This window comes from Pimelobacter simplex (assembly GCF_024662235.1).
In the GTDB taxonomy this organism is placed as follows: domain Bacteria; phylum Actinomycetota; class Actinomycetes; order Propionibacteriales; family Nocardioidaceae; genus Nocardioides.
Map to the genome: position 1 here is coordinate 4,712,220 of NZ_CP096276.1, position 12,273 is coordinate 4,724,492.

Annotated in this window: 13 protein-coding genes; all 13 read right to left on the reverse strand. The window is 72.5% G+C overall.

Annotated features, from left to right (window positions below; all coding sequences use genetic code 11):
- Window positions 1-11 precede the first annotated feature (11 nt).
- A complete protein-coding gene (locus tag M0M48_RS23095; RefSeq protein WP_257752914.1) occupies window positions 12-1,133 on the reverse strand; it encodes a YihY/virulence factor BrkB family protein in 1,122 nt (373 codons plus the stop codon).
- Between the two features lie 44 nt (window positions 1,134-1,177).
- Window positions 1,178-2,098 carry an AEC family transporter gene (locus M0M48_RS23100; protein ID WP_257752915.1) on the reverse strand — a complete coding sequence of 307 codons (921 nt, stop codon included), beginning with the start codon at window positions 2,096-2,098 and terminating at the stop codon, window positions 1,178-1,180.
- Between the two features lie 54 nt (window positions 2,099-2,152).
- Entirely contained in the window at window positions 2,153-2,365 is a 213-nt protein-coding gene (locus M0M48_RS23105) for a hypothetical protein (protein ID WP_257752916.1), read from the reverse strand.
- A gap of 165 nt (window positions 2,366-2,530) precedes the next feature.
- Window positions 2,531-2,911, reverse strand: a complete 381-nt coding sequence (locus M0M48_RS23110; RefSeq protein ID WP_257752917.1) for a PLD nuclease N-terminal domain-containing protein — start codon at window positions 2,909-2,911, stop codon at window positions 2,531-2,533.
- A 43-nt stretch (window positions 2,912-2,954) separates the two neighbouring features.
- Window positions 2,955-4,556, reverse strand: a complete 1,602-nt coding sequence (locus M0M48_RS23115) for a long-chain-fatty-acid--CoA ligase (RefSeq protein ID WP_257752918.1) — start codon at window positions 4,554-4,556, stop codon at window positions 2,955-2,957.
- The gene (locus tag M0M48_RS23120; RefSeq protein WP_257752919.1) at window positions 4,553-5,434 is read right to left on the reverse strand and encodes an aldo/keto reductase; all 882 of its coding nucleotides are present in this window, start codon (window positions 5,432-5,434) and stop codon (window positions 4,553-4,555) included. Before M0M48_RS23120 ends, M0M48_RS23115 begins: the two co-directional genes overlap by 4 nt.
- Window positions 5,435-5,447: 13 nt before the next feature.
- Window positions 5,448-6,311: a fumarylacetoacetate hydrolase family protein gene (locus M0M48_RS23125; RefSeq protein ID WP_257752920.1), complete on the reverse strand. Its 864-nt coding sequence runs from the start codon at window positions 6,309-6,311 to the stop codon at window positions 5,448-5,450.
- Between the two features lie 42 nt (window positions 6,312-6,353).
- Complete coding sequence (locus tag M0M48_RS23130; RefSeq protein ID WP_257752921.1) at window positions 6,354-7,103, reverse strand: IclR family transcriptional regulator; 750 nt, start codon at window positions 7,101-7,103, stop codon at window positions 6,354-6,356.
- Window positions 7,100-7,882 (reverse strand): hypothetical protein, encoded by a 783-nt coding sequence (locus M0M48_RS23135; RefSeq protein ID WP_257752922.1) that lies wholly within the window; start codon window positions 7,880-7,882, stop codon window positions 7,100-7,102. The genes M0M48_RS23130 and M0M48_RS23135 overlap by 4 nt, the downstream gene beginning before the upstream one ends.
- A gap of 38 nt (window positions 7,883-7,920) precedes the next feature.
- On the reverse strand, window positions 7,921-8,853 hold the full coding sequence (locus M0M48_RS23140) for a zinc-dependent alcohol dehydrogenase (protein ID WP_257752923.1): 933 nt from the start codon (window positions 8,851-8,853) through the stop codon (window positions 7,921-7,923).
- Window positions 8,850-9,779, reverse strand: coding sequence for an NAD(P)-dependent oxidoreductase (locus M0M48_RS23145; protein WP_257752924.1), 930 nt, complete (start codon window positions 9,777-9,779; stop codon window positions 8,850-8,852). The genes M0M48_RS23140 and M0M48_RS23145 overlap by 4 nt, the downstream gene beginning before the upstream one ends.
- A gap of 35 nt (window positions 9,780-9,814) precedes the next feature.
- Window positions 9,815-10,600: an SDR family NAD(P)-dependent oxidoreductase gene (locus M0M48_RS23150; RefSeq protein WP_257752925.1), complete on the reverse strand. Its 786-nt coding sequence runs from the start codon at window positions 10,598-10,600 to the stop codon at window positions 9,815-9,817.
- Window positions 10,601-10,636: 36 nt separating this feature from the next.
- A complete protein-coding gene (locus M0M48_RS23155; RefSeq protein WP_257752926.1) occupies window positions 10,637-12,223 on the reverse strand; it encodes an ABC transporter substrate-binding protein in 1,587 nt (528 codons plus the stop codon).
- Between the last annotated feature and the right edge of the window lie 50 nt (window positions 12,224-12,273).

Consider the following 12,273-nt stretch of genomic DNA (forward strand, 5'->3'; position numbering starts at 1 on the left):
GTGCTGCCGGCTCAGATCGACGGCGGCGGGGGCAACCGGAACGGCTGGGTGGGCTCCTCGGCGGCCTCCGGACGCGGGGGCCGGCCGGGGATGTGCTGCTTGTGCACCTTCTCGGTGCGCGGGTCGAGCACGATCTCGTGGGAGTCGCCGTCGCGTCCGTCGAAGCGCACCGCGACCGTCTCGAAGCCCTTGTGCCGCTGCATCTGGGCGTACATGGCGTACGCACGGCGGTCGGCCTCGGTGAGGTCGACGGAGTCGGTGAACGGCGTCAGCAGGGCCCGCGGCCACAGCTTGCGGGCGAGGACGACGTTGACCTCGATACCGAGGACACCCATCACCGCGCCGATGTAGAGCAGGCCCATCAGGCCGAGGACCAGGCCGAACGTGGCCATGTTGTTGCGGTCCGTGCTGGCGACGACGTTGGTGACGTAGGCCGTGCCGATCCACTGCAGGAACTGCCACATCACGGCGACCGTGAACCCGCCCGGTGCGGCGCGGATGCCGCGGTCCCGGATCGCGCGGGCCGCCGCCATCCGGAGCAGCACGGTCATCACCGAGCCGAGGATCACCACCGTCAGGAGCCGCACCAGCCAGTGGAACCAGGTGTGCCGGGAGAGCGCGCCCACCAGGTTGGTCTCGGTGAGCACCGCCGAGCCGACCGAGATCGCGAAGATGAAGGTGCCCGCGACGAGCAGCAGGAAGAGGCTGTTGACCCGGGTCATCAGCGGGTGCGGGCGGCTGTTGCGCGGCACCGCCCAGGCGGCCGACTGGACGTTCTGGAGCGCGAGGCCGAGCCCGAGCGCGCCGTACAGCGCCGTCAGGGAACCGACGATGATGCCCCCGGTCGACCCCTGGATCCCGGCCGGCCGGCCGAGCGCGTCACCGATGATCGGGAACTGGCCGAGCGCCGAGTCGAGGACCTGCTCCTGGAGGCGCGGGTTGCCGTCGAGGAAGAAGCCGAGGATCGACGTGGCGAGCAGCAGCAGCGGGAAGATCGAGAGGAACGCGTAGAACGTCAGGATCGCTGCCAGGTAGTTGCCCTGGTCGTCGAAGAACTTGTAGATGACGGCAAGCGGAAAGCCGACAACGGAATTCTTCCGTTGCCCGCGATCGATGTTGCCGACGACACCCACGGCCAGAACCTACGGCATCGCACCGCTCACGCTCGGGAGGGTCCTCATGCCAGCAGCGCGGCGATCCCGATCGCGACCGGCGCCGAGGCCAGCGTCGAGACGAAGATGGCGTCCCGCGCGAGCAGGATCGCCCGGTCGTAGCGCATCGCCACGACGAACACGTTCTGCGCCGTCGGCAGCGCCGACAGCAGCGTCACCGCGAACAGGTCGTGCCCGTCCAGACCCACCACGAACCGCCCCACGACGTACGCCGCCACGGGCTGGACCACCATCTTGAGCGTCGTCACCGTCGCCAGTACCCGCGGCGTCACCCCACGCCCCGGCAGGGGGCCGAGGCGGAGCGCGACGCCGTACGCGATGAGCATGGCGGGCACCGCCATCCCACCGACCAGCTCGAGCGGCGCCTGCACCGGGTGCGGCAGCGAGGTGTCCGTGGTCGCCAGCAGGAGCCCCGCGAACGACGCGATCGTGAGCGGGTTGGTGACCGGCCGGGACAGGATCTTGGCGATGCTCGGCCGCTCGGGACTGGTGACCACGTCGAGCACCGTGAGCGCCAGCGGCTGGAGCACCAGCAGCTGCATCAGGAGCGCCGGCACGACCAGGGCGGCGTCCCCCAGCGCGTAGGCCGCGATCGGCAGGCCGAGGTTGCCCGCGTTGACGTACGCCGAGCACAGGCTCGCCACGACCGTCGTACCGGAGTCGAGGCGGCGGGCCCGCGCGATGACCACCATCAGCCCCGCACTGACGATCACGCCCGCCGCCGTCGCGACCAGCGGACCGGACAGCACGCGGGAGGGATCGGAGTCGGCCAGGACGGTGACCAGCAGCGCCGGGCTGGCGAGGTAGAACGAGGCGAGCGACAGGCTGCGCTGGCCGTGGGCATCGACGATGCCGCGGTCGGCGAGGAGGGCGCCGAGGGCGATCACGATCGCGATCGTCGCGAAGCCTTCGAGGACACCTCCCACGGGGTGATCCCATCACCCCGGGCGCGGCGTACGGGACCGGGGGTGGTCGGGGCCTCAGGCGAGCAGGCGCTTGCGCGCGATCCCGAGATGCGCGTCCGCCAGCCGCTCGAGCTGGCTGTCCGCGAGCCGGACCAGGTCGTCCAGCAGGACGGCGTCGAGGCGGGGGTCGGCGTCCGCGACGGAGCGGAGAAGCTGCCAGCCGGCGCGCTTGCCGAAGACGGCGATGCGGAGCGTCTCGATCTCGACGACGTCGGTGAGAGCGCCCACGCGGCTGGGGGGTGGCGCCGCCCGCGGCCATGATGGTCCGGAGGCTCTCGCGCTCGGCGGTGACCTCGACGGCGATCTCGCCGACGCCGGCCGCGACGAGCAGGTCGGGGTGGTGCGGGCGACGCGGTGGGTCAGCGAGACCCGCGGTCGGACCGCGACGCCCCGTCAGGTCGGCTGGCCGGCCCCGCCGTCGGTCTCGTCCTGCCGCCGCTGCTGCTCGTGCCGCTTGCGCTGCTCCTCAGCCCGCTCGCGCACCTTGCGCAGGAACTCCTCGTCCTTGGCCGGGTCCTCGGACGCGAACCGCCCCCGCCGCTCGTACTCCGGGAACCCCGGCGCCGCGCCCTCCAGGCGGGTCATCGGGCGCTCGGCGGCGGGGCGGCCGGCGACGAGCCAGGCGATGGAGCCGGCGAGGGGGAAGAAGAGCACGATGAGGAGCCACCAGGTCTTGGCGAGGTGGCGGATGCCGTCCTCGCGCGAGGTGATCACGTCCACGACGCAGAAGAGCCAGAGGATGAGGATCAGGACCGGGGGCAGCAACCGCAGCATGGCGGCATTGTGCCCGGATCTGCCCGCCGGCGTCCCGCGAATCTCAGGGCGTCTGGACGTCGAGGTCGCCGGCGGCGTGGGCGCGGCGGAGGGCGACCTTGTCGAGCTTGCCCACGCTCGTGTGCGGCAGTACGTCGACCACGGCCCAGCGCTCGGGCACCCACCAGCGCGGGACCTGCTCGGTGACGGCGGCGCGCAGGGCCGGCAGGTCGAGGTCCAGGCCGGCGCCGGCGCCGGCGACGACGGCGAGGGGGCGCTCGTCCCAGCGCTCGTCCGGTACGCCGATCACGGCGGCCTCCGCGACGCCGGGGAGGCCGCTGATGAGGTTCTCCAGCTCGACCGACGAGATCCACTCGCCGCCGGACTTGATGACGTCCTTGGCCCGGTCGGTGAGGCGGAGGTAGCCGCGGGGGTCGACGGTGCCGACGTCGCCGGTGCGCAGCCAGCCGTCGTGGAAGCGGTCGGCGCCGGCGCCGTCCAGGTACGACGCGCTGACCCACGGGCCGCGGACCTCGATCTCGCCGACGGTGGTGCCGTCGCAGGGCAGCTCGGTGCCGGTGTCCGGGTCGACGAGGCGGAGGTCGACCCCGGCGAGGAGGCGGCCCTGGCTGAGGCGGGCGGAGCGCTCCTCGGCGGGGGTCGTGCCGGGGAGGGGGCGGCCGACGGTGACGAGGGGCGAGGTCTCGGTCATGCCCCAGCCCTGGAGCACGGTGATCCCGTGCCGGTCGAAGGCGTCGAGCAGCGCGGCCGAGACGGCGGCGCCGCCGATGACGACCTGGCGCAGGTGGGGCAGCGGCTCGGGGTCGACGTCGAGTGCGCGGGCCACCTCGGACCACACCGCGGGGACGCCGTTGGCGAAGGTCACCCGCTGGCGGCGCAGCAGCGCGACCATCTCCTCGGGCGGCGGCACCCGGCCGGGCAGGACGAGGTCGGCGCCGAACCACCAGGCGGCGTACGGGTAGCACCAGGCCGTCGCGTGGAACATCGGTACGACGACCAGCAGCCGGTCCTCGCTCCCCAGCCGCAGCGCGTTGGTCGAGGCCGCGGACAGGCACTGCAGCAGGATCGAGCGGTGGCTGTAGACGACTCCCTTGGGGTCGCCGGTCGTGCCCGTGGTGAAGCAGATGCTGGCCGCCGTGTCCTCCGCGACCTCGGGCCAGGGATAGGTCGCGGGCCGGCCGGACACGAGGGCGTCGTATGCGTCGTCGGGACCGCCGACGACCACGACGTGGTCGACCTCCGGCAGGTCGGCCAGCAGCGGCCGGACCTGGTCGACGAGGTCCGCGGCGACCAGCAGCACCCGGTCGTGCGCGGCGGCCAGGGTGTGGCGCAGCTGGGCCGCGGAAAGCCGCGGGTTGGCGGTGTGCAGGACCGCACCCATGGCGGGGACGGCGAGGTACGCCTCCAGGTGGGCGCGGTCGTTCCAGAGCAGCGTGCCGACCGCGGTCCCGGGGGTGACGCCGAGCCCGGCGAGGGCGTGGGCGAGCCGGGCGGCGCCGGCGGCGACCTCCGCGAAGGTGAGGGTGATGTCGGGTTCACCAGCGCTGCCGGCGACGACCACCTCGCGGTCGGCGTGCCAGCGGGCGCCGTGCTCCAGCAACCGGGCGATGGTGAGGTCGCCGTGGCCCATCGTGGTGCTGATCATGGGTGCTCCTGCAGGTCGTCGGTGATCGCGCGGTGCTCCGCGCGGGTGAGGGGGAGGTCGGCCGCGAGGACCGAGGCGGCGAGCGTGGCCGGACGCCGGGCGCCCGTGACGACGCCGACGTGGTCACCGAGGCCGAGCAGCCAGGCGAGCAGCACCGTCGGCACCGGTACACCGTGCGCCCGCGCCGCCCGGCCGGCCTCCGGGCTGAGCCGCTCCACCGCGCCCGGTGGCCGCACGCCGCCGAGCGGCGAGGCAGCGAGCAGCGCGATCCCGTGGGCCGCGGTGAGCGCGACCAGCTCGGGCGCGGGCGGAGCGGCGGCCGAGAAGGGGTTCTGCACCGCCGCCACGGGGACGACGTCCAGCGCCTCGCGCACCTGGTCCGCCGTCACGTTGCACAGCCCGACTGCACCGACGAGACCCTCGCGGCGCAGGTCCGCGAGGGCGCCGGCGCTGTCGGTCAGCGGCACCCGCGGGTCGGGGAAGTGCAGGTAGTAGAGGTCGATCCGCTCCCGGCCCAGCAGGCCGAGGCTGCGCCGGCAGTCCGCCCGCAGCGCGGCCGGGGAGGCGTCGACCAGGTAGCGGTCGCCGTCGCGGAAGTGCCCGCCCTTGGTCGCGACGAGCACCTCGTCCCGAGCGCCGGCGCCGGCACCGAGCCGATCGAGCACCCGGCGCACCAGCCGCTCGTTGTGCCCCTCCACCCCGCGGGTGGTGTAGGCCCGGGCGGTGTCGACGTAGGTCACGCCGGCCTCGATCGCCTGGGCGAGCAGGCGCTCGGCCGGGCCGTCGTCCGCCGGGTCGGTGATCGACCATCGGGCACCGCCGAGGCCGACCCGGAGGACCTCCCGGCCGGCCACGGCGAGCGTGCGCCGAGGCGTCACGACGCGCCGGGTCCTAGGAGGTGGCGGTGGCCTGGCGGACCCTCTGGCGCTGGTGGCCCAGGCCCTCGATCTCCAGGTCCATCACGTCGCCCTCGGCGAGGTAGGGGAAGCGGCCCGACAGCGCGACGCCCTCGGGGGTGCCGGTCAGCACGAGGTCACCCGGCGCGAGGTACACGTGACGGCTCAGGTGCCGGATGATCTCGGCGACGGTGAAGACCATGTCGGCGGTCGAGGAGTCCTGGCGCGGCTCGTCGTTGACCCACGAGCGCAGGCGCAGCGCCTGGGGGTCGATCTCGTCGGCGGGACGCAGCACCGGCCCGACGGGGCAGAACGTCTCGGCCGACTTGCCCTTGGACCACTGGCCGCCGGAGTGCTCGAGCTGGCTGGCGCGCTCGGAGAGGTCGTTGGCGATGACGTACCCGGCGACGTACGCCAGCGGGTCGGCGTCGTCGGCGAGGTGCCGCGGGGTGTCCTTGATGACGACGCCGAGCTCGACCTCCCAGTCGCTGCGGGTCGAGCCGACCGGCAGCAGAACCTGGTCGTCGGGTCCGACAACGGTGCCCGGGTGCTTGTAGAACAACACCGGGACGGCGGGCGGCTCGGCGCCGGACTCGGCAGCGTGGGCGGCGTAGTTCATGCCGATGCAGCTGACCGCCTGGGGGCGGGCGATCGGGGCGCCGATGCGCACGTCGTCGGCCAGCGCGAGCGCGGGGAGCTCACCGGCGGCGAGCGCCGCACGGGTCCGGGCGATGCCGTCGGCGGCGAGGAAGGCGCCGTCGATGTCGGCGGTCAGGCCGCGCAGGTCGTACGTCGTCCCGGCGTCGTCGCGGACCGCCGGCTGCTCGGTACCGGGCGCGCCGTACCTGAAGAACTCCATGGGGGAACTGCTCCTTGTGGTGCTGGTGGTGGGTGGGCGGGGTCAGGCGATCCGCGCGGCGATGGCCGCGGCGGCGTCCTGGAGCGAGCGGATCGCCTGGGCGATGAGCTCGTCGGTCTTGCGGACGTCGGGGATGGAGACGCTGATCGCGGGCTGGTGCTCGGCGGTCCGCGCGAGCGGGACGGCGACGCAGAAGACACCGGGCGTGTACTCGGCGTGGTCCTCGGCATAGCCCTGCGCGCGGATCTCCTGGATCTCGGCGAGGAGCGCCTCGGGCCCGGGCAGCGTGGTGCTCGTGTAGCGGGTGAACGGCTCCTCGCCGACGCGGCTCAGCACCTCGTCGTCGTCGAGCGTGCTCAGCAGGGCCTTCCCTATCCCCGTCGCGTACGCCGGCAGCCGGGCGCCGACGTGCGAGGCCAGCCGCAGCTGGTGGTCGGGGTCGACCTTGGCGACGTAGACGTTGTCGGCACCGTCAAGCACCGCGAGCTGCACGGTCTCGTTGAGCTCGTCGCGGACCGCGGCCATGTAGGGCAGGGCGAGGTTCTCGATCGACGCGGCGCTGAGGTAGCTGCGCCCCGCCTGCCAGAGCCGGATGCCGATCCGGAACCGCTTGGTCGTCTGGTCGAGGTCGAGGAAGCCGCGCATCACCATCGTGTGCAGCAGCCCGTGGGTGCTGCTCTTGGGCAGCCCCATCTTCTGCTGCACCTCGACCAGGGTGAGCCCGTCGGGGTGCTCGGTGAGCAGCTCGAAGATGAGCAGCACCCGGTCGGCGGACTTGACCGGGGCGCTCATCGCGGCACCGGGGCGACGACGTGGTCGGGGAAGCGGGTGAGCTGTCCGGCGTCGTAGAGGGTCAGCGCGACGTCGGCCGTACGGCGCACCCGGTCGTGGGCGGCGAGCGCCTCGTAGATGTTCTCGCAGATGCCGATGGGGTGGTCCTCGCGGAGGTTGCGCTCGGTGAAGTAGGCGTCGGTCATGGTGACCACGCCGGCCGCGGTGTCGACCTCGACCGCCATCGACGCGCGATGGTGCGAGCCGGTCCACCAAGTGCGCAGCCCGGGGGCGATCTCGTCCTCGTCGTCGAGCAGCCGGACCCGGTCCCAGGCGGGGCCGGTGAGATGTGCGACGACGTCGGGCGTGAGCGAGGTGTCCCGGTTGTCGTGCGGGTGCCGGTGGCTGGTGTGGAAGTGCGTCCACCCGCGCCGGGTGATGCAGATCTGCGCGTTGTCGAACGCGAGCACGTTGGCGGTCGTGTAGAGCTGCAGCGGGGTCAGCAGCACGTGCGTGATGCTGTCGAGCGGGACGCCGAGCGCGTCGAGCTGCGCGGGCAGCCACTGCCCGGGCTCGCGGCGGAAGGCCGCCCGCTCGCCGAGGAAGGCCGCCCAGCCCTCGTTCATCGCGGTCAGGTCCTGCGCCGGACCCGTGCCGACCAGCGCCCGCACCCCATCGCCCTCGATGAGGAAGGCCTGGAACGCCAGCTCGTACCACTGGTCCCAGTCGGACATCCAGTAGACCTCGGGCCCGGGGACCTCACCGGTCCCCAGCGGCAGGATCCGCACTCCGAACGTCATCGCTCCTCCTTCTCCCGGCTTCTCCCCGACCACGTGGGTCAGGGCATCAACAGTGCTTTGGTCGTCTCGGTGACACCCGACATGAGACTCGTGAACACCTCGGCCCCCTCGGCGAGGGGGAACGTGGTGGCCCAGTCCAGCCGAACCCGGGGCGCCAGGTCGAGTGCTTCGTCGAAGTCGCGCGGGGTGTAACAGTAGGAGCCGACGACCCGCTTCTCGGCACGGACGATCTCCTGGCCGTCGAATCCGGCCGTCGCGCTGAGCAGTCCGATCCACACGGCGGTGCCGCCCGGGCGCAGGAAGTCGACCGACGCCTGGTGGGTCGCGGCGGCTCCGACGGCGTCGATGATCGCGTCGTAGCGACCCTCCAGCGCGACACCGGTGTGCGCAGCGCCGAGGCTCGCGGCGAGCTCGAGCCGGCCCGGGGCGAGGTCGGTGACGGTGACGTCGGCGGTGTGCTGCAGCGCGACGAGCAGGCAGGTCAGGCCGATGGTGCCCGCGCCGAGGATCGCGACCCGGCTGTCGGGGCCCAGACCGGCCAGGCGGACGGCGTGCACGGCGTTGGCGAGCGGCTCCACCAGCGCCGCCTCGGCGAAGGAGAGCCCCTCGGGCAGCTCGCGGACCGCGCGCTCGGGGACGACGACCCGCTCGGCGAAGGCGCCGGGGGCGTCGATGCCGATGATCGCGCGGGTCTCGCAGAGCTGCTCGTCGCCGCGGGCGCACGCCGCGCAGGTGCCGCAGCTGAGCAGCGGGTTGACGGTGACCCGGCGGCCGTCGGCCGTCGTACCGGAGAACTCGTGGCCCATGACCAGCGGCGGCTTGCGGAACTCGGTGTGGGTGATCCCGTGCAGCTCGCTGCCGCAGATGCCGGAGGCGACGACCTGGATCTCGATCTCGCCGTCGCCCGCCACGGGTTCGGGGACGTCCTGGAGCTCCACGACGCCGGGACCGGTGAACACGAGGGCCTTCATCGCGCGGCGTCCTCGAGCAGGGCGGCGACCTTGGCCGCGGCATGCAGGCGCAGCTGGGGCAGGGACTCGGTCGACAGGTAGGCGATGTGCGGGTTGACGAGCACCCGGGGGTGCGCGGCGACCTGCGCGGCGATACCGGTGGGCGGCTCGCTGGTGAGCACGTCGAGCGAGGCGAAGCCGAGCGTGCCGGCGTCGAGCGCCGCGAGCAGCGCGTCCTCGTCGATCAGCGCACCGCGGGCGGTGTTGACGACGTGGCCGCCCTCACCGAGCGCGGCGAGCACGGTCGCGTCGACCGCACCGGAGGTCTCGGCGGTCGAGGGCATGTGCAGGGTCAGGTGGTTGACCGCGGCGGCGAGCTCGGCGAGCGTCTCGTGCCGGGTGACGGACGCCGGGATGTCGGTCGCGAACGGGTCCCACACGTGGACCGGGAAGCCCAGCGCCGAGACGCGGTCGGCGACCGCGCGGCCGATCCGGCCGAAGCCGGCGATGCCCACGGGGTCCTGGGCCGGCGGCAGCGGCGCGGCGATGCCGGCGGTGCTCCAGCCGGCGTCGGCGACCCGGCGCGCGGCCGCGGTGAGCCGGCGGCTGTGGGCGTAGATCGAGGCGGCGGCATGGTCGGCCACCTCGGCGATGCAGTAGTCGTCGACGTTGCTGACGGCGACGCCGTGGCGGGCCGCGGCATCGAGGTCGATGTTGTCGAGGCCGATGCCGTAGCGCACGACGGCCCGCAGGCCCGGCAGCGCTGCGAAGACCCGCTCGGTCATCGGCGCCCACTGCACGAGGATGCCCTCGGCGTCCTGGGCGGCCGCGATCACCTCGTCCTCGGTGAGCACGCCGGCGAGCGTCACGTCGTACCCCTCGCCGAGCGCGGCGCGCTCGTGGGACCCGTCGCCCAGATTGGTGTCGGTGATGACGATTCTTCGCATGGGAACTCTCTTGTCGTGTCGGTAGACGCCGGGGCTCAGGCCGAGCCGGCGAAGCTGGAGGTGTCGCCGAGCCCCTCGGGGCCCATGGCGAGGTAGCCGCCGTCGACCGGGAGGTCGACACCGGTGATGAAGCTGGCGTCGGGCGAGCACAGGAAGCCGATGGCGGCCGCGACCTCGGCGGCCTCGCCGAGCCGGCGGAGCAGGTGGAAGCGGCCCCAGACCGGCTCCCAGCGCTCACGCCCGCCGTCGGCGGCCGCGGCGGCGACCTCGGGGGTCCAGATCCAGCCGGGCGAGACCGAGTTGACCCGGATCCCGTCGGCGGCGAGGTCCATCGCCATGCAGCGGGTGAGGCCGACGATGGCGCTCTTGGTGGTGTTGTAGGTCCAGCGCTGCGGCTGCGCGATGTGCGCGGAGATGCTGGCGGTGTTGACGACCGCCGCGCCCTCGGCGCGGGCCAGGTGGGGGTGCGCGGCCTGGACGACATTGCTGATGCCGCCGACGTTGACCCGCAGGACGGCGTCCCACTCGGCCGGCGTGACGTCGAGCCCGCGGGCCAGGAAGCTCGCGGCGCAGTTGACGACGACGTCGATGCCTCCGTGGGTGCCGGCCACCTCGTCGACGGCCGCGCCCACCCGGTCCCGGTCGGCGACATCGACCAGGAACGGGTGGATCCGTGCCGACCCGGAGGAAGGAGTCTCGGCGATGTCGAGCGCAGCCACGGTGTAGCCCCGCGCCGCGAACAGCTCGGCGGTGGCGCGGCCGATGCCGGAAGCGGCGCCGGTCACGAGGGCGACCTTCGGCCGCGATGCTGCGTTCTCCATGGTGTTCCCTTCCTCCGGGTCGGTTCCGTCAGGTGCTTACTTCGAGAGCCACACGTTGTTGATCGTGGGCACCGTGAACCGCAGCCGGCTCGGCTCGTCGAGGTCGGCGCTGTGCACGTTCTTCGACCAGACGAAGCCGATCGGCTGGCTCGTCGTCCACACCCACGGCAGCTCCTCGGTGAGGATGCCGTCGGCGGCGCTCCACAGCTCCTTGCGCTTCGCGGGGTCGGCGGTCAGCCGCGCGTCGTCGACCAGCTTGTCGAACTCCTTGTTGGCGAAGCCGGTGCTGTTGAGGTCACCGGTGGAGTAGAAGAAGCGGTACGGCAGCAGGTCGGGCGTGAGGAAGCCGGCCATCGTCCAGCAGGCGGCGTCGTACTTGCCCGCGATGAAGTTGGTGACCGCGGTGGTGCTCTCCTGCACGTCGACCTTCACGTCCATGCCGGCCTTGGCCAGCTGGCGCTCGATGACGTCGGTGGTGTTGACCGTCGGGCGGCACATGTAGGTGAACGAGACGTCCTTGCCGGTCTCGGCCTCGTACTCGTCGACGAGCTTCTTGGCCTCGTCGAGGTCGAAGCCGGGGTCCTGGTGGTCGTTGTTGAACGCGTCGTCCTTCGGGAAGAGGTTCACAGCCGGCGCGGCCATGCCCTCCTTGGTGAGGTCGACGATCTCGTCGCGGTCGAGCGCCATCGAGACGGCCTTGCGGATCCGGATGTCGTCGAACGGCGCCTTCGTGGTGTTGAGGACGATCGAGTCCTGGTCGCTGCCGACACCCTGGACGAAGTTGACCGAGGCGTCGTTCTTGGCCTGCAGCATGATCGTCGGGTTGATCGTGGAGGAGTAGTCGATGTCACCGGCCTGCAGCGCCTGGAAGCGGGCCTGCTCGTCCTCGATCAGGCGGATCTGCACCTTGTCGAGGTACGGCTCGTCCTTGCCCCAGTACTCGGGGTTGCGCACGAGCACGGTGTCCTTGCCCGGGCCCCAGGACTCGAGCTTGTACGGGCCGACGCCGGCCGCGTGGCTGGTGTAGTCGTCGCCGAACTCCTCGAGCGCCTTCGGCGAGGCGATGTAGCCGGCGGTGCCGCTGCCGTCGTAGGCGAAGGCGTAGGGCAGGCCCGCGTAGGCGTGCTTGAGGTTGAAGACGACGGTGGTCGCGTCGGGCGCCTCGACGGACTCCACCGACGAGAGCAGCGACGCGGCGGTCGACGCGGTCTTCGGGTCGAGGTGGCGGTCCATGTTGAACTTCACCGCGGCCGCGTCGAAGGGCGTGCCGTCGCTGAACTTCAGCCCCGACGGGAGCTTCATCGTCCACTGGGTGAAGTCGGCGTTGGGCTCCATCGACTCCGCGATGTTGGGAGCCGGCTCGTCACCGAGCTTCTCCACCTTCATCAGCGTGTCGTAGATGGCGTAGCCGGTCAGCGCCATCGCGTTGGCCGAGCCCTTGGCGGGGTCGAGCGTGGTCACCTCCGAGCTCATGCCGACCTTGAGGGTGCCGCCCGACTGCGGGTCACCGGAATCGGAGCTCGAGCCGCCGCCCGAGCAGCCGGCGAACAGCACGACGCCCGCTACCGAGGCAGCCATCGCGGTCCGGAGGCGTCCGAGCCCGCCAGATCCGAATGTGGTCATCTCTTCTCCTTGTGATCGACGCACGTCGGCGTGCGTTGGGATGCAGGTGC